This window comes from Microbulbifer jejuensis (assembly GCF_047289955.1).
In the GTDB taxonomy this organism is placed as follows: Bacteria; Pseudomonadota; Gammaproteobacteria; order Pseudomonadales; family Cellvibrionaceae; genus Microbulbifer.
The window spans coordinates 20,865-41,025 of the sequence record NZ_JBLBUB010000034.1; the positions used below are offsets into that span (position 1 = coordinate 20,865).

15 protein-coding genes and 1 pseudogene are annotated in these 20,161 nt (G+C 53.6%); 6 read left to right on the forward strand and 10 right to left on the reverse strand.

Going from position 1 to position 20,161, the window contains the following annotated elements; all coding sequences use genetic code 11:
• The first annotated feature begins 155 nt into the window (after window positions 1-155).
• Window positions 156-1,346 carry an MFS transporter gene (locus ACL7TT_RS18135; protein WP_413397533.1) on the forward strand — a complete coding sequence of 397 codons (1,191 nt, stop codon included), beginning with the start codon at window positions 156-158 and terminating at the stop codon, window positions 1,344-1,346.
• A 159-nt stretch (window positions 1,347-1,505) separates the two neighbouring features.
• Here ACL7TT_RS18135 and ACL7TT_RS18140 read toward each other — a convergent pair whose 3' ends face one another.
• Window positions 1,506-2,015: a GNAT family N-acetyltransferase gene (locus ACL7TT_RS18140; protein WP_413397535.1), complete on the reverse strand. Its 510-nt coding sequence runs from the start codon at window positions 2,013-2,015 to the stop codon at window positions 1,506-1,508.
• Window positions 2,016-2,266: 251 nt separating this feature from the next.
• Between ACL7TT_RS18140 and can the strand changes: the two genes are divergently transcribed.
• From can to ACL7TT_RS18160, 4 genes are all read left to right on the forward strand, one after another.
• Window positions 2,267-2,923 carry a carbonate dehydratase gene (gene can / locus ACL7TT_RS18145; RefSeq protein ID WP_413397536.1) on the forward strand — a complete coding sequence of 219 codons (657 nt, stop codon included), beginning with the start codon at window positions 2,267-2,269 and terminating at the stop codon, window positions 2,921-2,923.
• Between the two features lie 103 nt (window positions 2,924-3,026).
• Complete coding sequence (locus ACL7TT_RS18150) at window positions 3,027-4,652, forward strand: FAD-dependent oxidoreductase (RefSeq protein ID WP_413397538.1); 1,626 nt, start codon at window positions 3,027-3,029, stop codon at window positions 4,650-4,652.
• Window positions 4,653-4,764: 112 nt separating this feature from the next.
• Entirely contained in the window at window positions 4,765-5,277 is a 513-nt protein-coding gene (locus tag ACL7TT_RS18155) for a flavin reductase family protein (protein WP_413397540.1), read from the forward strand.
• A gap of 184 nt (window positions 5,278-5,461) precedes the next feature.
• Complete coding sequence (locus ACL7TT_RS18160) at window positions 5,462-6,193, forward strand: glycerophosphodiester phosphodiesterase (protein WP_413397542.1); 732 nt, start codon at window positions 5,462-5,464, stop codon at window positions 6,191-6,193.
• Window positions 6,194-6,330: 137 nt separating this feature from the next.
• Here ACL7TT_RS18160 and ACL7TT_RS18165 read toward each other — a convergent pair whose 3' ends face one another.
• The gene (locus tag ACL7TT_RS18165) at window positions 6,331-8,943 is read right to left on the reverse strand and encodes a TonB-dependent receptor plug domain-containing protein (protein WP_413397544.1); all 2,613 of its coding nucleotides are present in this window, start codon (window positions 8,941-8,943) and stop codon (window positions 6,331-6,333) included.
• Window positions 8,944-9,339: 396 nt separating this feature from the next.
• Complete coding sequence (locus ACL7TT_RS18170) at window positions 9,340-10,875, reverse strand: M20/M25/M40 family metallo-hydrolase (protein WP_413397546.1); 1,536 nt, start codon at window positions 10,873-10,875, stop codon at window positions 9,340-9,342.
• Between the two features lie 1,210 nt (window positions 10,876-12,085).
• On the opposite strand from ACL7TT_RS18170, the pseudogene ACL7TT_RS18175 reads away from it, so the two are divergent.
• Window positions 12,086-13,166, forward strand: a pseudogene (locus tag ACL7TT_RS18175) (IS5 family transposase).
• Between the two features lie 378 nt (window positions 13,167-13,544).
• Here the strand turns inward: ACL7TT_RS18175 and ACL7TT_RS18180 are convergent.
• From ACL7TT_RS18180 to ACL7TT_RS18210, 7 genes are all read right to left on the reverse strand, one after another.
• A complete protein-coding gene (locus tag ACL7TT_RS18180) occupies window positions 13,545-13,982 on the reverse strand; it encodes a DUF2141 domain-containing protein (RefSeq protein WP_413397547.1) in 438 nt (145 codons plus the stop codon).
• A gap of 36 nt (window positions 13,983-14,018) precedes the next feature.
• Window positions 14,019-15,224: an ABC transporter permease gene (locus ACL7TT_RS18185; RefSeq protein ID WP_413397549.1), complete on the reverse strand. Its 1,206-nt coding sequence runs from the start codon at window positions 15,222-15,224 to the stop codon at window positions 14,019-14,021.
• A 2-nt stretch (window positions 15,225-15,226) separates the two neighbouring features.
• Window positions 15,227-16,384, reverse strand: a complete 1,158-nt coding sequence (locus ACL7TT_RS18190; RefSeq protein ID WP_413397550.1) for an ABC transporter permease — start codon at window positions 16,382-16,384, stop codon at window positions 15,227-15,229.
• Window positions 16,381-17,085 carry an ABC transporter ATP-binding protein gene (locus tag ACL7TT_RS18195; protein ID WP_413397552.1) on the reverse strand — a complete coding sequence of 235 codons (705 nt, stop codon included), beginning with the start codon at window positions 17,083-17,085 and terminating at the stop codon, window positions 16,381-16,383. The genes ACL7TT_RS18190 and ACL7TT_RS18195 overlap by 4 nt, the downstream gene beginning before the upstream one ends.
• Window positions 17,086-17,118: 33 nt before the next feature.
• On the reverse strand, window positions 17,119-18,213 hold the full coding sequence (locus tag ACL7TT_RS18200) for an efflux RND transporter periplasmic adaptor subunit (RefSeq protein WP_413397554.1): 1,095 nt from the start codon (window positions 18,211-18,213) through the stop codon (window positions 17,119-17,121).
• A gap of 24 nt (window positions 18,214-18,237) precedes the next feature.
• Entirely contained in the window at window positions 18,238-18,780 is a 543-nt protein-coding gene (locus tag ACL7TT_RS18205) for a head GIN domain-containing protein (protein WP_413397556.1), read from the reverse strand.
• Window positions 18,770-20,161, reverse strand: a 1,392-nt coding sequence (locus ACL7TT_RS18210; protein WP_413397559.1) for an alpha/beta fold hydrolase, incomplete at its 5' end; no start/stop codon positions are given. The genes ACL7TT_RS18210 and ACL7TT_RS18205, both read right to left, overlap by 11 nt.

Here is a 20,161-nt window from a genome sequence, read left to right on the forward strand (position 1 = left end):
GAAAATAATAATGCTTTGCATTTAAAATATCATGCAGGTAAATTTGTCACACTTCAAGCGCGCCGATAGAAAAGTTGGCCGGCTGTGATTTTCCGCACAGTGTGGAGCCTGGGCTTCTCTTGTGTTTCTTTATTTCAATTAGCGGAGCCCTGAATGTGCTAACCCCCCACCTCCGCAGAATCAATTGGATCGTGGCCAGCCAGGGCGCCAGCCAGGTAGTACTAATCACCCTAATCCCTCTGATCATTGAGCGATCTGGTCTGAGCTTGGCCAGTATTGGCGCCCTGGTTGCCATAGGCACCCTGTGTCTGATGATCGCCGGGCCACTCTGGGGCGCGCTCGGCGACAGAGTCGGTCGCAAGCCGGTCTTATTGGCGGGGCTGGCCGGCGCCCTGCTCGCCCAGTGCCTATTCGTAGCCCTGCTGGTATCGATGGCGCAGGGCCACCTGGAGGAAAATGCGGCTTTTTTTGCGCTGGCGGCAAGCCGGGTTGTTTATGGGCTGTATGCTGCGGCCATTTACCCCTGCTGTCAGGCATGGGCGGTGGCATTGGGCGATCAGCAAAAGCGTTTGTCGATACTCTCCAGACTCAGTGCTGCAGCGAATCTGGGCCGGGGACTGGGGCCACTGCTGGCATTGCCGGCCCTGATTGCCGGTGGTCTCTGGCCGCTGGCCTGGTTGATACTGTTGCCACTCGGGGCACTGCTGCTGACCATGGGGCTGCCAAAGGCCGAACCGGCTATAGCGCGGCCGGACACAATGCAAAATTCCACACTGCCCCCCGGCGCACTGGCACTCTTTGCCACCGCTTTCCTGGGCACCGCCAGTGTGGGTCAGTTACAAATGCTGATGGGACCGGCCCTGCAGGATATATATGGCCTGAGTGCTCTGGGCGCTGCCTCTACAACGGCATTGCTGCTGGCTGCCGCGGCACTCTGTGGTTTCCTTGTGCAGGTGGGGCTGGTGCGCCACCTCAAGGCACCGCAGTTGAGCTTTATGCTGGGTGTGACGTCCCTGTGCACAGGCACCCTATTGCTGTCCGCAACTCTGGGCAGCATCTTCGCAGCCATTGGACTGCTGGTCTTTGTGGTGGGCATTGCATTTCTTGTGCCGGGCTACAATGCCCTTTTAAGCCAGTCACAGCAACGGAGCGGCAGGCTTTTTGGACTGCTGGCGCTGGTCCATACCGGTGGTTATACCATCGGATTCGCCAGTGGTGGTTGGCTCTATGCACAAAAGCCGCTACTGGGATTGTTGCTTAGTGTCTCCCTGATCGCCGCCTGTGCCGTGATTGCGCTTTTAGCAAAAGAAAGAAAGGAACTGAAACGGACCCAATACGATTACTGAATTGCTGTAAGGCATTCCAATAACCCCCACCGCGGCCCCAAGCACCCTCTTGATACCAGCAGTTGCACGCCAGTGCTTGTGTTCAAAGGCGCACACGCCCCAGGGCCCAAGCGCGCAACGGGGAAGCATCCGCCTCTCCCCCTGAGGGTTTCATCCTTCTCAAAGGTAGCGCTGCCAGAATTCTGCCTGCCCAAATTCTTCATCCAGGGTATAGGGTTTAAAGCCGGCTTTGCGATAGGCAAGCTGCGCGATGCGGTTTTTTTCCAATACTTCCATCGTCAACTTGCAGCAACCCTGCTTTTTGGCCTCTCGGGCGACAAAATCCAGCATTTCGGCACAGAGCCCCTTGCCGCGCACGCGCGCGCTAACGATAACATCGTGGATATTGACCAGGGGTTGGCAGGCAAAAGTGGAAAAACCGGTAAAGCAGTTGACCAGACCCACCGCTTCACCGTCGCTGTAGGCGATCACACTAAAGGCACCGGGAAAGGAAGCCAGTTTTGCCGGCAACTCAGCCCAGCATCGATCCGGCAGGGGTACCCCGCCGCCAAAGGGGTGGCGGGAATATTCATCCATAAGCGCGAGAATATCTTTAGCATGGCGGCTGTCGGTGTACTCCGCCAGGGTAATGGTTACTGCCGAGACAGCCTCCGGGGTGGGTAATGTCATAGATACCTCTCTGCTTCCTCTAAGGGTTTTTGGGCTTTGCCGTACTTTTTTGTCTTATGGACGATAAAAACAAATTTCTTTTTACCTGGCGATTGGTTTTTGATCCGGCACTCAAGCAGGTTACCGGGTTGACTCAACACAGGGCAGCGGGACTGCACTCGTTTGATATCACTACAGGCCCAGACACCCTTGGCCTGCACTGGCAAAGCCGCTATCCTGAGCCCAAATGATCACCTCAGGATACAGTCACATTGCACCCACTCGATCATCTACTTAAAAACAACCGGCAATGGTCTCAGGCAACCCGTGAGGAAAATCCCGATTTCTTCCTCAAACTGTCGGAACAGCAGACCCCGGAGTACCTTTGGATCGGCTGCGCGGACAGCCGTGTACCCGCCAATCAAATTGTGGATCTGCTGCCGGGCGAATTGTTTGTGCACCGCAATGTCGCCAATTTGGTAGTGCACACCGACCTGAACTGTCTGTCGGTACTGCAATACGCCGTTGAAATCCTCAAGGTAAAGCACATTATCGTGTGCGGTCACTACGGCTGCGGCGGTGTTCAGGCTGCCCTGCACAATGAGCAACTTGGACTGATCGATAACTGGCTGCGCCATATTCAGGATGTCCGAGACAAGCACCACACCCTTATCAATCTGTTTCAACAACATCAACGCACCGACCTGCTCTGTGAACTCAATGTGCTGGAGCAGGTTATTCACGTCTGCCAGACCACCATAGTGCACGACGCCTGGCGCTCAGGACAACAGCTCTCTGTCAACGGCTGGGTCTATGGCCTCAAGGATGGCCTAGTGCATGATCTGGGGGTCTCTGTCAGTCATCCCGGTGAAATTACCGATACTTATCAGAACGCCCTCACCAACATTGCCCAGCGCAATACTGAATAGCGGCATCCGCGCTTAACGCCCACGCGCCTTTGGCCATACAATGGAGCCGGCCCCCGACCACCCTGTGGCGGCTGCGGCCCTATGTCTGGATAGGAGAGCGTCTATGGCCGAGTACCGAGTGTGGGAGTGCCAGAACTGTGGCTGGATCTACGACGAGGCCAAAGGTTGGCCCGAGGACAACATAACACCGGGCACCCGCTGGGAGGATATCCCCGAGGACTGGTGCTGCCCCCAGTGCGGAGCCAGCAAGCGGGACTTCGCCATGCTTGAAGTGAAGCGGAGCCATCCCCCACAGTCCCCAACCCCTCCCCCCACCGCGCCCAAAGCTGCCACTGCAACCCACATCTGGGAATGTATGGTATGCGGATGGGTTTACGACGAGGCCAAAGGCTGCCCGGAGGAAGGCATAGCGCCCGGTACCCGCTGGGAGCAGATACCGGAGGATTGGTGCTGTCCCCAATGCGGCATCAGCAAGGAGGAATTCGATATGGTGCTGGTAACCGCAGCACCGGTAGAACCACTTGCAAAACCCGACGCCACAGAGGCGCAGCCAAGTCGCGATCCACTGGTCATCCTCGGTACCGGCCTTGCCGGGTACAACCTGGCAAAAGAGTTTCGCAAACTCGACAGCGATACCCCCCTGCTGCTGATCACCAGTGACGACGGTACCTTCTACTCCAAGCCCCTCCTGTCCGCCTCCCTTTCCCACGGCAGAACCGCACAGCAGCTGAGCACGAATAGTGCTGAGGAAATGGCCCGTGAACTGGAGGCCGACATCCTGGTGCACACCCGCGTCACTGGTATCAACCCGGACACCAGGGCATTGACGGTACAACAGGAAACTGCGGACCACAGCGCAAAAATCCATTACGACCGGCTGGTACTGGCAACCGGAGCCCACTGCCGTCCCCTGCCCTGCATTGAGGGTGACGCCCACACCCGCCTGTTTCGTATCAATAGCCTGAAAGACTATCATCGCTTTCGCACCGCACTGGTGGGACGCCAACGGGTGCTTGTGATCGGGGCGGGCCTGATTGGCTGTGAGTTTGCCAACGATCTGGTGCAAGCTGATTTTTCCGTGGACCTGGTAGACCCACTGGCCTGGCCGCTGGCCTCCCTGCTGCCAGAAGCGGCTGGGCGCGACTTACAAGGCGCACTGGAGAGCCGTGGCGTGCGTTTTCACTGTGCCAGTGCGGTACAGAAATTGTTGCGGCGCCCCCAGGGTCTCTTGGCCCAGCTCGACAACGGCCAGACTATCGAGGCAGACATAGCGCTTGCCGCCCTGGGGTTGCAGGCAAATACCGCACTGGCGGAAGCAGCAGGGCTGGCAATCCATCGCGGCATCACCGTTGACCGGCAGCTTCAAACCAGTGATCCAAACATTTACGCCCTCGGCGATTGCGCCGAGGTAGACGGCCACCTGCTCTTCTTTGTCGCCCCTCTGATGGCCTGCGCCCGCGCACTGGCAAAAACGCTCAGCGGCCAACCTACTCCCATACACTACGGAGTGATACCGGTCGCGATCAAAACCACCCTGCGCCCCACCACCGTGTGCCCGCCCCCTCCGCACGCCAGGGGTCGTTGGCAGATTGATAGTGATGATTCCGGGGTGTGCGCAGAATTCCGCAGTGGCCAAGGACAGCTGCTGGGATTTGCCCTGACGGGAGCAGCAATCACCCGGCGGGAACCTCTCAGCAGGGAATGTGAACCTATGATGGGCGAGCCTTAGAACACACTGACAATCGGGCTTCTTTTGCTGGTGTTCGAGGCAAAACGCGCAATGGAGACGCTTTTAGCCTAAAATGGCGGCTTCGCACAGGTTTGGTACAAGCAACCCCCGTATGACGATAGTTAGAAGCCCAGCTACCACCCCATCTGCCCAGCAAAGCCGCCTGTTGCGCGACACGCTGGGCCAGTTCGCGACCGGCGTCACGGTGATTACCACGCGGGACGCCGACGGCCAACCGGCAGGCATGACCGTAAACAGCTTCAATTCTGTCTCTCTCGACCCAGCCCTGGTGCTCTGGAGCATCGATAAGCAGTCACTCGGGTACGAGGCATTTACCACCCGCGACCATTTTGCCGTACATGTGCTGCGCGCCGACCAACAACATGTTTCCAACCTGTTTGCCGGCCGCGGAAGCGACAAGTTCGGTCAGATACACTGGTATGAGGGGCCCAATGGCATTCCCCGCTTGGAGGAGTGTGCAGCTTACTTCCACTGCAGCCGGGCCCAATGTATCGAAGGCGGTGACCATACAATCCTGCTCGGGACCGTACTGGAATTTACCGCTTTCGGTGGTGAACCTCTGGTCTTCCACCGCGGCCGCTACCGGGCCCTGGCCGGGGACTGAATCCCGACTGCAGGCACATCGATAGGGTATCTCCAGACCTGAGAGGTTGCAGTGTCTTCCAAGCACCCTTAAGCCTTTTTTATGCCGATTGCCCATTAGAATGGGTAAACTTTGGTAGCAGTCACCCCACTGCAATAGGTCAGTGGCAGGCTGCAGCAAACCCTTTGGACGGACTCTACTACCAATGGCACCAGGCACCCTCTTCTGCTTCGCCCACCGCGGCTACCAGCAGCGGGCCAGCGAAAACACCCTGCAGGCGATCGGCCATGCGCTGGAAATGGCGGTGGGGGGCATCGAAGTGGATGTCTGGAATATCGGCGGCCAATTATTGGTAAAACACGATCGACGCCTTGGGCGATTGATTGCCGGCAGTGAATTGCTCACGGAAATGCGCCCCGAAACACTGCGCGAGAGGCCGCTGCCCTGTGGCGGCACCATTCCGACCCTCCGTGAAGTTCTGGAATTGGTGGGCGATAGTGCCCAATTGAATATCGAGCTTAAGGGCCCCAACTGTGCCGCGCTCTTTGTCGAGGAAATCCGCTCTTTCGTACATGACAAAGGCACCGCTTTCGACCCTTATATCGTTTCCTCCTTTGACCACCGCCAGCTGTACGAATGCCTGCGGCTGCTGCCGGAAGTGCGCCGTGGCGTTTTGCTCAGTGGCATTCCCCTGGACCTTGCCGCCTGCGCAGCCCCTCTGCGGGCCTATTCCCTGCACACCAACGTCGACTTTATCAATACGGATCTGATCGCCGACGCCAAACAGCGCGGCCTCAAGCACTATGTGTTCACCGTCAATACCCCCGATGACCTGGTGTTACTGGCCGCACAGGGGGTGGATGGCGTATTTACCGACGAGCCGCAAATGGTTTTGGATTTCAATGCACGCATGGCCGCGGGCAGGACAACAGGGTAATCGGGGGGAATGCGCTGGTTATAGCAAAAATTAACCCGGCAGAAATGCCGGGCTAACTTTTCCAGGACAAGTCATGGCAGCTGGCTTTCGAGGTGCCATAAGCGGGGTATCCCCAGACACTATGCAAGTTAAAACAATTAGAAATCCGCACTGGCGCGTAAGTACCAGAAACCGCCATTAAAGCCAAACGGCGAGGTAAGCGCCTGGCGCACCCCCAGTAATTGCAAAGTCCCGTCCTGCTCATCATCCGGCTGTACATCAAAAATATTTTCACCGCCGACAGAGAGTTTGTAATCCTCATAAAGGGTAAAGGTTACTTCCAGGTCCACCAGTAACTCACCGCCATAGCTGTAAGTATCCGTGGCATCCCCAGGACCAAAGAGACCACCGGTGGACTCCCAGCCACTATAACGGTTGAGGCGCAAATAACCGCTGAACATCTCACCGGTTTCAAAATCGAAGGTCAGGGTGGTGCGATCACTGGGCACCTGATTTTCCAGGTCGAATACCCTCGATGCATTAATCGTATTCTGCGCAACTTTGCTCACTTCCTGGCGATTGAGATTGTGGCGCAGATCCACGACCAACAGATTGCCGGCCACTTCAAAATCACTGGTAATGGCCAGGTCGATCCCGGATATCTCTGAATCATAGGCATTGGTAAAATAGTTGACATTACTGCGCTTTTGCACCGCACTTTCTACCCCAGCAGTCTGCAGCAATGCCAACTCTGCATCGCCGATGGCAAGACTGCGCAAGGCGAGACGATCCTCAATCTCAATATGGTAGTAATCGACAGTGACACTGGTGCTGTCAAACGGTGAAAAAACCGCACCAAGGGTATAGCTTTTAGACTCCTCGGGGTTCAGTTCAACCGCACCCAGGGCCACCGCCACCGGGTGACTGACCGGATAGGTGCCATTGGGAATCAGGTTGCCACTGGAATCCGCCGTGGTGGTGACGTTCAGGGTATTGACCTGGCCGGGGGTGGGTGCGCGGAACCCGGTATTTACGGTTCCACGCAGGGCGAAGCGCTCATTGACATCGTAGCGGGCGGAGAGCTTCCAGTCCGAAGTGGAGCCAAACTCATTGTACTCCTCAAAGCGCAGGGCCGCACCCAGTGTCAGTGCATCGGTAACCTCCGCCTCCAGATCAATATAGGCCGCGATACTCTCGCTGCTGAAACTACCCGCTGCCTCCACGGGAAAGCCCTGGAAACCATCGGAGCCAACGCCGAAAGCCGCAGCAGGTCCCACCGCGATAGAGGCGGCATCCCCTGCCTCAATGGAGTAGGTCTCCTCGCGCCACTCGGCACCGAAAGCCAGGTTGAGTGGCGAAAAGAATCCCGCGATATCCATCGGTTTGACGAAATCCGCGTTTAAGCTGGACTCCTCTTGGGTCAGAGTGCCGGGCTTGAAGCTGGTGGGCGACAGCTGGCCGAGGCTGGGGTTGATGGAGTCTTTCAGCACATACGCCACCTCGTTTTCCGCAACCCGCGCGCGCACATCCCAGGACAGGCCGTTATCCAGCACACCGCGGGCGCCGGCAACGGCGGAGATATCGCGAATCTCTGCACCGAATTGCGGGTTGTAGCCACCGGGGAACTGGGTGTAGATGGGGTTGCGCAACACATAACCGCTGGGACTGGAGGCATCGGCCACCAGATAGTCGGTCGGGTTCAATCCCTGCCCTTCAATATAATCGATCAGTGACTGGGGCGCGGGGTCCGGCAGGTGGTCAACACTGTTGGGATCATCGGGGGAATCTATTTGCAAGGTGGCTTCAGCGGAAAGCTTATGCTCCGGGTCCAGCACCGGGCCGCGGTAGAAGAAATCGGAAATGGTATCATTGCTGGAATAGCCAACATTTCCGTACAGCTCGACGCTGTCACTGATATCCAGCCCGCTGTTGACAAAGAATTTGAGCATCTCAACCTCCGGATCACCCCAGCGCTGGCCAAGACCATCCAAAGGCACCTGGTCTTTGCCAACAATGGCTCCTACAAGAGCCGCTTCGGCGTTGGTGGTGCCCCGCCAGGTCTTATCCGCACTGGATAACTCCACGGTGGCGTTCACAAAGCCCTGATCCCACAGATTCAATCCCGTGTTGGCCGCCAGGCTGGTGCGGGTGCCATCCCCTTCAAAATACTCACCGGTCTGGGCGGAAAGGCTGAAACCTTCCGCATCGTCTTTCAAAATCACATTGACGACGCCTGCGATGGCGTCGGAGCCATATTGGGCCGAGGCACCATCACGCAGTACTTCCACCCGCGCAATCGCCATGGCAGGCAGCGCGGCAAAATCCACTGCTTGGGCCCCCTGATTCACGGTACCCAGAGGTGCCAGCTGCAGATTGACCAGAGCAGAGCGGTGCCGGCGAGTCCCGTTGACCAGCACCAGAGTCTGATCTGGCGACAGATTACGCAGGGTTACGGGGCGAATAAACGCCGTGCCATCGGCAATCGGGAAGCGCTGGGTGTTAAAGGACGGGGCAATTTTTGCCAGAGACTCTGTGAGGTCAAAACTGGCTTGATCAGCCAGATCCGCACCACCCACCACGTCAACCGGGGAGAGGGTCTCCGTTGGCGAAACGCCCTCTTTGCGGGTACCGGTCGTGATGACCTCCTCCAGGGTACGGTTGTCGGCAGCGGGGGACTGCGCTTCCCGTTCCTGCGCAAAAGCACCGCCAAAAGGCATCGCCAGCGCGACAGCGATCGCCAGTGACAAGGGTTTCAGCAAATGGGTTTGCATGTTGTCCGTCCTCTTTTTTCATTATAAATTCGAACAGCACACCACTGGATACCTCTGGAGCGCGGTGCGCAATAGGTATTTGTGCGCGCAAACAGCTCAGAAATTCTTTTTTTAAAAACTGCCTTATTTCCCTTGTGGGATACGACCAGACAATCCCAGCCATCAAGAAATTTGACTTCGGCGCTAAGAAGCTGCAACTGTTGACGTTATCCATCACCCGAACAAACAGCAAGCCCCTTGAATCGGGGATCATGGCTTAGCGGTTGATTTATGTCAAAATTTGGCACACTTTCCAATCTACCATAGATGGCAAGTGTGCCAATCCTTACACATCGCCTTAAGGATAGAGAGAGGCTAAGCCATTCTCTGGAGGCGAACCCGTTCCATTGTTCACCATCATTCTGATGTGTAGGTGACTTGCAGCTCAAAAATGGAATCCCGGGGACTGTAACCCCGCACCATCACATAGACCGCGCTCTTATCACCGGGCACCGAAAGTGTACAGTTTTCTGAGGACCCATCCTCGTAGGGTCGGCAGTCATAGTCGCGCGAGGTGGGTGGCGCACCGAAACGCACATAGAGATCGGCGTCATTGGTTCCTGTCATATCCGCAACAAAGCCCGTACCTGGCACTGCACTAAATGGCCCGAAATGCTCTTCACTCCCCCGCACCACGCTACCGGAGAAGTTCTCGGTCTGCTCCTCTGGGTCGGGATCAGGGCCCGGATCATCTTCGATCGTACCCTTGGCCAGTTCCGCGACATAAGCTGCAGCCAGTTTGCCAAACTTAACCGCATGGTTTGCGTCCCCACCACTGTTGGCTAGTGTGTCGTTGCTGGTATGAATGTAGGGGTTGTAGCCACCAAAACCAGCTTCAAACGGGAAGGACACCACATAGCCCCGATTGTGCCAGGATGCGTGATCTGAACAGGCGTACCCGCAAGAAGTGGTGCCGACACTGAGTTCACTCTGGTAGGTCTGGGCAAGATCCCTGAGGAAGGTGTTCTGGGCACTGTTGGTATAATCGTCAATAATATAGATATCGCTGTTGGAGCCGAAATAATTGGTCATATCCAGTTGCAAGACACCGATCACATTCTTGCTTTGGCTTTGGTAGTCACTGGCGATATCCCCGGACCCGCGTAAACCCACTTCCTCAGCCGCATAGCCCATAAACGCCAGGGTTTTATCCGGCTTATAGCCCGTTGCCCCTATGGCGTTAATTACTTCTGTTAGCGCCGCGATTCCCGAGGCATCGTCATCGGCACCGGGAGCCCGGGTGCCCTCCCCGGTACCAAAGCCAACCGTGGAATCCAGGTGTGCCCCCAGCACCACAATCTCATCGGGGTCAGCCTGACCGCGAATGGTAAGAATCACTGAAGGCTGCGCCCAACTGTGGCCATAGAGCTGCACCGAGGCATCACTGCGCGAACTGATCAAAGCCTGCCACTTGTCCCTGATCCACTCGGCCCCATCGACACCTGTTGAGGTGGTGTAATAGCGGTTGGTAAAACCCGACAGGGTTTCTATAGTGGAGCGGATATTGACCTCCGTGATTTCATCTTGCAGCGCATTCACGGTAACGCCATTGTCTATCGTATAACTGATAAGATTGTTCACTGCAGGGGATGACGGAGGAAGCAGTGCTGCCTGTGCCTCCGCCAGAGACCCATGCACTATAAATCCGCCACAGCGATTATGCTTTTGGTGCATAATGGTAGAAATATCGGATAGGTTACGTTCATCCACCTTCAATATCGTTACGCCGTTACGTGCACCTTGAGCATCCAGCGGCTGCCTGGCCATCAGCGCCGTATTTTTTTTCAGGGTTTGATAGCCATCATTACCGATTGTTATCCATACCTCCTGCGCCAGACTGGCACTGGGAAATACCAGGAACCCGATGAGCAATGTACGAATCATTTCTTTCATTATTTTCTCCACATTAGAATGACCCCCGACGCAAAAGTCGATATATCCCGGTAATACACAAATGAGCGCAGCACCTCCTCACAAAAAAACTTGCATAACTACAGTGCCGGACATCGACAATATTTAAATAACATGCAATTTGTCGAATTTGGAGATACGATCTGACTGACAAGAAACACCTACAGATCATCCAGATTTATTTATTATTTAAATTTTTAAAATCGCGAGGATAAGAAATAAAGCCAACTTGAATAGCTGGCAACCTACACCGTAGCACAGGTGAAACAACACTGAAATATAACGACCCTGAACCCAAACAAAAATAAAAATTGTTTGCTTAACCGGAAGCCAAACATATTTTTAGATTAACGCGAAATAAAGAAGCACCACTCCTCATAGCAGGCGCGAAATACTTTGTTAAGACACCAGCACCCTCACGCAGTTGACCAGCATTCCCAAGTGGCAATCCAAGAGTCACGAAAGTTCTTTACGATCACCAGAACCACAGCAATAAAAATGATAAAAAATAGAATATCAGTAACAAATGGAGCCAGGGATAGTCCTAAAATAACAGATTCAAAATCCATATGAAAAAATCACCCTGACCTTCAACAAACTAATTATTTCTTTTAGAATACCCCCTTCCTGTTACCCCATGAGAAAAGACAGACACCTGTTATCAATCCACAAATATAAGATTACATCCGCTCAAAATTGACACCACAGAGAAACAGCGCCCCCTTTATAACCGCTGAAAGGCGTTGACGCAGAGGTATTGGCAGGGAGAATTTTCTGGAAACGCCTTCAGCTCCCAGTCAGGATCGGCAGGATACACTGCCCCAAAACCCCAGCAGCAGGACACATCCGTGAAGTTAAGATTCAGAATTATCCCTCTAGCCGCCCTCCGCTCTGATCCTTCTCGCCACGGGCTGTGCCACCATGAGTGAAGAGGAGTGCCGTATGGCCGATTGGCAGGCACTTGACTAAGAGGATGGGGCGGCTGGCCGGGGCCTGGATTATATGAGCAAACGCCGACAAACCTGCGCCAAATACCGTGTTCAGATCAATACCAGCACCTATCGCAGTGGCCGCAATGAAGGGTTGGAAGTGAATGGCACTAAGTTAAGCTCTAACAGGATGTTGAAATAGGCTCATGTATTTACTGGCTTTGGTACAATGCTTGGGCCGATACCCCACAATGAGATAGTGTATGCGCGGTGCAGATATTACGCAGGAAGCTTTGTTCACCACTGTTAACCTGGAAGAATTTTTCCCCAAATTCCACCCACTGAGAAAGATTTGTCAGGAATTTAATTTGGCATTGCAGCGTATCGACTGGCTGCTCGACTGCGCTTATGCACCGAACGGCAAGGAGTCCATCCCCCCGGAGCGATTACTGCGAGCCCTACTTCTACAGGTTTTATTCAGCGTGCGTAGTGAACGCCAGCTGATGGAACAGACACACTACAACCTATTATTCCGCTGGTTCGTTGGCCTCAGTATCGATGATAAGGTGTGGAATCATTCCACTTTCAGCAAGAATCGTGACCGTCTGCTTGCCCGCGATATTATTCCCACCCTGTTCGAAGAAGTGGTGCAGATAGCTAAGCAGAAGCAACTGTTGTCGGAAGAGCATTTCAGCGTTTATGGCACCTTGATTCAGGCGTGGGCCTCGCAGAACAGTTTTCGTCGCAAGCAGGACAGCGACGACGATGAGGGCAGTGGCAGCAACAGCGAGCGGGACTTCCACAAGGAAAAGCGCAGCAATGAAACGCACGAATCGCGCACCGATCCAGAGGCTCGACTGTACAAAAAATCCAAAGGTGCTGAAGCCAAGCTGGCCTATTTGGGTCACACCACCATGGAAAACCGTAATGGCCTGATTGTACAGGCGGCGGTAACGCAAGCCAGTGGCTGAGCGGGAAGCGGCCGAGCAGATGCTGACGGAGCTGCCGGGCTCACGACGCAAAACCGTTGGCGCAGACAAAGGTTACGACACTCGGGGATTCGTAGCCGCCTGTCGTGGTGCTAATGTAACTCCGCATGTGGCCCAAAATACCAAGCGCCGCGGTGGCTCCGCTATTGACGGACGCACCACTCGGCACAGCGGATATCAAGCGAGCATGTAGGTACGCAAGCGAATTGAGGAGGGTTTCGGTTGGGGCAAAACCATTGGTCTGATTCGCCAAGTAAAAGTCCGCGGGTTAGCGCGGGTCAAGGAGGTATTTACCCTCACCTTTATCGGCTGGAATCTAACCCGAATAAGCAATTTACAAAGGGGATCCGCTTAATGGACGGAGAAGCAGCAAAAGTAGCGTTAAGGGGGCGTGTATTCAGCCAAAAGCCAATTAAAAATCCATCAAAATAGAACAAAGCAGCTCTTCCTCGAGTTTTTTGGCTTGCTAGAAAATTTTTCTAAATAATACTTCCGGACTTCAACAGCCTGTTAGAAAGCAAGCGGCCTGTGGGTGCGTTTGCCATGGGTAAATCCCTTCTTTTCAAGGAGATGAGTCAGATTTGGTCTGAACTAATCCACCTCAGATCCACAGATTCCGCTGAGTGCCACTAACCTTTCCCCAACGATGCATTCGGCCACTACCCAATTGTCAACTCACCCACGGACACATTGAAATTGTGCTAAAAACCTGCTCTATAAGTCTTATACTCGATTAAAGCAAGCTAATGGAAAGCACGGTATTGTCTTTGACATCAAACTTGGCCTCGCGCCATGGTGAAGGGCCAAAGGCACCGCCATTGTTTGAAAAGCCATAGCCTTCCTTTGGAATCCCCACCAAATTGGTGTCGAGTTTATTGTTGTCGTTGTCATCATGGATTATCTTGATAGCGTACTCACCCGCTTCCACATCATTGAAAATCACCAAGTGCTCCTCTTTGGTCACCATGACTTTCTGTGACTTGTAAGGAATGTTTTTGTTGTAGTTTTCGTCGCCTTTGAAAATCGAGATCAACAGGTGTCCCTGCAGACGACGGATGTCCTTAACTGTCAGGGTCACTTCATCGGCTATCGCCGGGGCCATTGAGCCGAACAACAGCGCAATAGTAGTCGTTGCAGTAACAAGGTGCTGTTTCATTTTAAGCTGTGACATGATTTACACTCCTTAGTAAATAAAAACAATGGTGTTTCAGTCCCCCCGAATGGCGAGGGATACCGGAATTCTGATTGTATGTATGGCCGGTAGTATACCGCCCAAAAGACCGATACTAACAGCAATCAGTAACGCCTGGACCATCAATAACGGTGAAATGGAAAAGTTGAACATGATCTGGCTCAAGTTGGCAGCATTGTTAGTGGCCGCCGTGACCTCATTGAGGCCGAGGTATAGCGGTAATATGCCGATGACGCCACCAATCATAGCCAGCAGAATCGACTCGAATACTATCGACAAGGCAATTGAGGCAGGATTGAAACCGATGGCCTTATGTACCGCAATTTCCTTTTTGCGCCCTGCAATGGCCGAATACATAGTGTTAAGCGCAGCTACCACAGCCCCCATTGCCATTATCAGTGCCAGCGGAATACCCAGCCAGCGCATCAACCGAGTGACGCTTTCAGACTGCTTGGAAAAATAGGCGTTCTCGCTAAGTACCTGAACATTAAGCCTAGGATCGTCCTTCCATTGCTGACGCACCTGCTCGATGTCGACATCCGCAGCAAAGGCGATACGCACCGATTGAATACTGTTGCCGCGCTGATAATCATTCTGCACCGTATTCAAATCTGCCCAGACTTCCGACTCAAACACACTAAAATTATCAGCAAAAATGCCCGCCACCAACCATTCGGAACCGCCGAGCTTAATGGTCCTGCCCACTTCCACCCCCGGATGCTTGCGGACAATACCCTGACCGACAACCACCTCACGAAGACCAGACTCAAAATGACGCCCCGCGACCAATTTGAAATGCGGACGCATTTGCCTGGCATCGCCACTAACCCCACGCAGCGCCAGACTGAGCGAGCTGCGATCGCCGGTCTTTTCCGGCAAAATGGCCTCGGCGTTGACAAACATCTCCGAGGAAAATAGCGGCCGGTCGTTCTCATCGCGAATGACCTTGGGGTGATTGAGCATGTTGTTCACCTCAATGGGGAACAATACGCTCTGAAGTTCCGAGCTGGAACCGGCTCGCATGGCAATCAGGGTGCTATCCCAACCAGATTTTTCCATAGTTTTGTTCATGCCATGAATAAGCGTCAGTACGGTCAGCAGTACGGCTGTTACACAAGCAATACTGAAAATGGCCACGAAAGAACCGGGGATACGTTGCGGCAGACCAAGTAAGGTGATGCCGCACAATTTGACCGCCTGCCTGATAAAGGTATTTTTCACAGTCAAGCTCTCAAGGTCTGACTGATGCCCAGTCGATAAATATGAATGGCCGGCGTCAAGCTACACACCGCAGCCAGCACCACCGCTATGCCGCCAACTCTCCAGTAGGTAATTGGATCGATATGAATGCCCGGCAAAAACGTGGTAAATTTCACCTGAACCATATCGACGCTCACGACTGCACAAATCACACCGATGATCGCGCCGGCCAGAATAATGTACAAAGCCTCCATGCACACCAGGGTCACCAGAATGTCCGAGGAAAAGCCTAACGATTTCATCATCGCCAGCTCGTTCATTCTCTCGCGTACCGACTGACTCATGCTGTTGGACGCAATCAACAATAATGTAAAGAACACCGCCAGTACCACAAGTCGCAGCACCCAACTCAAATTCACAAACTGCTGTACCTGCTCTTTGATAAACACCTGTTCCGTGGTGGTTCGAGTGGCAGCAGGCGAGCTGGCAAACAGCTCATCAATCTGGCGGCTGACAGAATCAGTATTACTGCCTGCCCGAGCTTTGGCCACCAACCAACTCGCGTTGTAGCGCCCGTACCCCCGGGCCTCATCAAAAAAGTCGTGACGCAGAAACAGCATTGAATTGTTGGCGTCCGGAGTGGCAGAGTGGTAAATGGCCGACACCTCCACCTCCCAGGTAAATGAACCACTGTCGTTATTAATCCAGATGGTCGATTGAATCGGTACCTTGTCACCGACATTCCACTGGTGCCTATCGGCCAGTTTCCGGCCAACCACCACGCCACTTTTTAGTCGCTTCCAATTAACTTTGTCCTCAGCCGTTAGCTGGTATTCGGGGTATATATCCCAATAGCTCTCTGGCTCTACCGCTAATGCTTGCAACTGGCTGGTTTCATCACGGAAAAAACCGCCGAACCAGCTGACATGCGTGACATCCTCCACATCCTCTAAAGCCTTAATTTTCTGCTCGTAATGAATTGGTATAGAGGTGGTAATGGAAATTTTATGGGTGGTCATCAACCGGTACTGGTTGTTGTTGGTGCCACTGGCTTCAAGAGCGGCATTGATGGCCGAAATCACCGTAAATAGAAAAAACGCTACGGCGATAGATAGGCAGGTCAGCCAGAATATGGCTGGCTTGCGTATGGCATTTTTCAAAGGCAGAATGAAATTAATCATGCCGGCACTCCGGACATTGCGGCATCCGCTTTGGCGTTGACAATATTCTCAAGATTGATGACCCGGGTGGCAAAATCAGCTGCTTTGCCATCGTGAGTTACCATCACTATGGTTTTGCCAAAATCCCGATTGAGAATCTGCAGCACCAATAGAATTGCATCGGCAGTTTTTCGGTCAAGGTTACCAGTCGGCTCGTCACACAGCAGTAGAACCGGGTCGGAGACAATCGCTCGGGCGATGGCAACCCGCTGCTCTTGGCCGCCGGAAAGCTCCTTGGGTAGATGATTGGCCCGCTCGGACATTCCCACCATTGCCAAAGCTGTTTCTACTTGCTTGCGTCTCTTGGCCTTGCTGAGCGTGGTCAGAGTCAGCGGTAATTCAACATTGGCAAAAGCGTTCAATACAGGCAACAGGTGGTTGAACTGAAAGACAAAGCCGACATGCCTGGCCCTCCAGCGAGTCAGCTCTGCCTCAGTGCTTTTACTGATAAGCTTGTTGCCAACCAATACTTGGCCATCGGTTGGCTGATCGAGACCACCCATCATGTTCAGCAAAGTCGTTTTGCCCGAGCCGGAGGGCCCCATCAAAGCAACAAATTCACCTTTGCCGATGGCCATATTCAGATCTTTATGGACCACCACCTCGTTTCTGCCCTTCCTATAGATTTTGCTAACGTTTTTAAACTCAATGCCGTGTTTCATTGGCCTGCTCGCCTATACCTTACGTGTATCTGATTACGATTGTTCATCTGTCAGGAAGCTAACCTTAACCGCCATATCTGGCAATATCCGCTCATCTATTTCAAGCAATTTGATCCGCACCATGATCGTGGCCTTCTGGCGATTGGCCGTAGGAATAATGGTCAACACTTCAGATTTGATCGTCCAGTCCGGATAAGCATCCAGGTGCGCAACCGCCGGCTGCCCCGGGAATACTCGGTTGATATAGTTTTCCGCTACATCCACTTCGATTTCCAACGAGCTCATATCGACTATGGTAGCGATGCCTGTTCGAATCGAACCGCCACCGGACATGCCTGCAGATATCAACTCCCCCACCTGAGCATTTTTCTGAATAACCATGCCGGCAAATGGTGCCCTGATGGTATGCTGATCGACGTTGTAGCTTTCTAGGTTTACCTGCTGTGCCGCTTTTTGATCTAATGCCTTGCGATTATCAATTTGCGCTTTGAGCTGGGCCACGAGCAATCGTTCGGTATCCAGATCTTCCTGACTGACTGCCCTGCTCGCAAATAGCCTTTCAATCCGTTCAAGTTGAATTTCTGCCAGTTTGAGTTGGCTGTAAAGCTCGGCAAGGCTGGCTTTCCCGGCCTGCAGATCCGCTTCAGCCCTGGCCAGATTGAACTTGGCCTGGCGGCTGTCAAGCTCCGCCAGCACATCGTTGGCCTCGACCACCTGACCTTCCTCAATCAGCAGCTTCTCGACTTTACTGGTCACTCGTGAAGATACGGTGGCGACTCGCCGAGCAATAATATGGCCGCTGGCATCAAGCACCTTACCGTTTTGCTTATAGGCATTAGAGCCTATCGGTCCTCTGCCAGTCTGAGCAGCAGGTCCAGCCCCGGAAACTTCCAATGTTGCTGAGCGCCCCTGTTGGGAAGCAACACCAGCAATAGAGGCGGCTCTCTGGTGTGATCCTGCGGCCATCAGTGCCGCCTGTTGCTGGGTTTTGTCAAAGTAAAAATAACTGCTAAACCCTAGGACCATAACGATCACGAGCACCATCAACGGCTTATTGGTAGAACGATAAAAGCTGTCGTCTTTTGGTAGCGACAACTGGGCTATTTTGTATTTAGATTCATCACCCATTAGTTTGATCTTTTAGTTCCTAGGTTAGTTGACAGACTCTAGACCAGCGTTGTTCAAGCTGCCATTGCTGCCACGGGAAATAATTTTTTGCGCGCCTGCCTTGCCGGTCAAACGCAAGTTACCGCCGCCGGACATATACGCTTCGACACTGGCGACGTTCAGTTCAAGATCAGCATCGCCATTACCGGTGATAATTACCTTGAACTTGTCCGCACTAATGGGCCCGTCACTTTTCACCGTTGAAGAACCAGCGGTTTTAACCGACTCCAGCTGGCTGTAAGTTACAATGATACGAATCGACTCGCCACTATGAAAACCGCGGGTATCAACTTTAAGAATGCCATCAGTAACCTCGGTAATAATATCTTCAAGCTCAATCCCGGCTGCTTTGACTTCAGCCGAGGAGCCTGCCCCGTGTACCAATACTACATTCGTCAACCCACCCACTTCAATTCGGTTAAAATCCCCCAGGGTGCGGACTTCGCTGCTGCCGGCTATATCAGCCATCAAAGGGCAACCGGTCATTAACAGAGTTGCCAATACCGCGAATAAAGATTTAATGCTCATAAACTGCTCTATAACTTTCCGTTGTTTGAAAATAACTGCTTACCAACCGGGCAATCAGCGCTACATCAGGGCCCTGCAAGACCCCAAAATGATCTCCCTCGGCACTACTGAAACCTACCCCACCCGGGGAATTGGAGAAGATTTTCTGCCATCTGGCATAGATCGCATCGGTCTTATCTCTAGCCGTTTTATCCGCCGCCACATAATGCACCTGACAGCCATGCAACTTGAGTGGCGCATCGACATGGTATCGGGCAAACGCGTTGAGATGTTTCCGGTATGTAGAAAACACTTGTTTTGCTGCGGCAACATCATCGGGCTGAGCCCGCGCACCGTGAAGCTGTTCGAGCAGATATTCAAGCGCCTTGTCAGGGTTTTGTTGAGCCAAAGAGGTCAATTTAACCGAGTCAATGTTAATCGGCGCTGAACGTCCCCGTATTGACTGGTGCCAACGGTAAGTCAACAAGTGAAACGCTTGTTCAATCTGCTCGGCAGGTGGCGACCTGCGCAGCTGTTCACCGGGCGGTTCGGCATCGATAATGATCAATTGTAATGGCGTTAAACTGTGCTCGCCGAGCCGCTGCGCCATGGCACAGGCCACCGCCGCCCCCATAGAGTGGCCGATCAACACCGGCCTGTGAGACAGGCCCTGAGCTATCATTGCATCTACATACCCCGTTGCCATCATCGTGATACTGTCGGCTGCTACGGTGCCGTCAAGGCCCGAAGGCTGTAGACCCCATACGGCCCTATTGGTCAAGCTTGTGGCAATATGGGCGAACTCGGCAGCATTGCCACCCGCACCGGGGATACAGAACACCGGAGTAAGCGCCCCACCGTCTCCGGGGTTGAGTCGAACAAGCGGCCCTTGGTCTGTCAAATCAATATTCTGTTCAATCAACTTGGCCAGTGCCCGAATACTTTGGTGCTGCCAAAAGCGGGCAACAGAAATCAACGTGCCCAACTGCTGTTTTACTTGAGAAAGCATTCTCACCGCCAGTAGCGAATGCCCACCAATCACAAAGAAATTGGCAGTAACACTCAATTCATCTACCGGTACTTCCAGCAGATCCGCCCACAGTCCAGCCAGGCGCTTCTCGATTTCGTCGGCGGGGGCAATGTATTCGTCCTGCTGACTGAGAGCATCGGGTGTCGGCAATGCCCTGCGGTCAATTTTGCCCACCGCCGTCAGTGGCCAGTCGTCCAGCAAAAGGAAAAAGCCCGGCACCATGTGTTCCGGAACGCGTGCTGCCAACTCGGTGCGCAACACTTCCCGGGTCGGTGGGTTGTCTTTTTCGAACACCACCCATGCGACCAGCTGTTTGTCGGCGGCGCTGTCACCTATCACCTGCACGAGTGACGATACTACACCATCGATACC

What these genes read in the sequence shown, in the direction of transcription:
- ACL7TT_RS18150 (WP_413397538.1), top strand. Translation starts at nt 3,027, where the DNA reads ATGGCCGAGTACCGAGTGTGGGAGTGCCAGAACTGTGGCTGGATCTAC.
- ACL7TT_RS18190 (WP_413397550.1), bottom strand. Translation starts at nt 16,384, where the DNA reads ATGATTAATTTCATTCTGCCTTTGAAAAATGCCATACGCAAGCCAGCC.
- ACL7TT_RS18140 (WP_413397535.1), bottom strand. Translation starts at nt 2,015, where the DNA reads ATGACATTACCCACCCCGGAGGCTGTCTCGGCAGTAACCATTACCCTG.
- ACL7TT_RS18195 (WP_413397552.1), bottom strand. Translation starts at nt 17,085, where the DNA reads ATGAAACACGGCATTGAGTTTAAAAACGTTAGCAAAATCTATAGGAAG.
- ACL7TT_RS18205 (WP_413397556.1), bottom strand. Translation starts at nt 18,780, where the DNA reads ATGAGCATTAAATCTTTATTCGCGGTATTGGCAACTCTGTTAATGACC.
- ACL7TT_RS18170 (WP_413397546.1), bottom strand. Translation starts at nt 10,875, where the DNA reads ATGAAAGAAATGATTCGTACATTGCTCATCGGGTTCCTGGTATTTCCC.
- ACL7TT_RS18200 (WP_413397554.1), bottom strand. Translation starts at nt 18,213, where the DNA reads ATGGGTGATGAATCTAAATACAAAATAGCCCAGTTGTCGCTACCAAAA.
- ACL7TT_RS18160 (WP_413397542.1), top strand. Translation starts at nt 5,462, where the DNA reads ATGGCACCAGGCACCCTCTTCTGCTTCGCCCACCGCGGCTACCAGCAG.
- ACL7TT_RS18180 (WP_413397547.1), bottom strand. Translation starts at nt 13,982, where the DNA reads ATGTCACAGCTTAAAATGAAACAGCACCTTGTTACTGCAACGACTACT.
- ACL7TT_RS18165 (WP_413397544.1), bottom strand. Translation starts at nt 8,943, where the DNA reads ATGCAAACCCATTTGCTGAAACCCTTGTCACTGGCGATCGCTGTCGCG.
- ACL7TT_RS18155 (WP_413397540.1), top strand. Translation starts at nt 4,765, where the DNA reads ATGACGATAGTTAGAAGCCCAGCTACCACCCCATCTGCCCAGCAAAGC.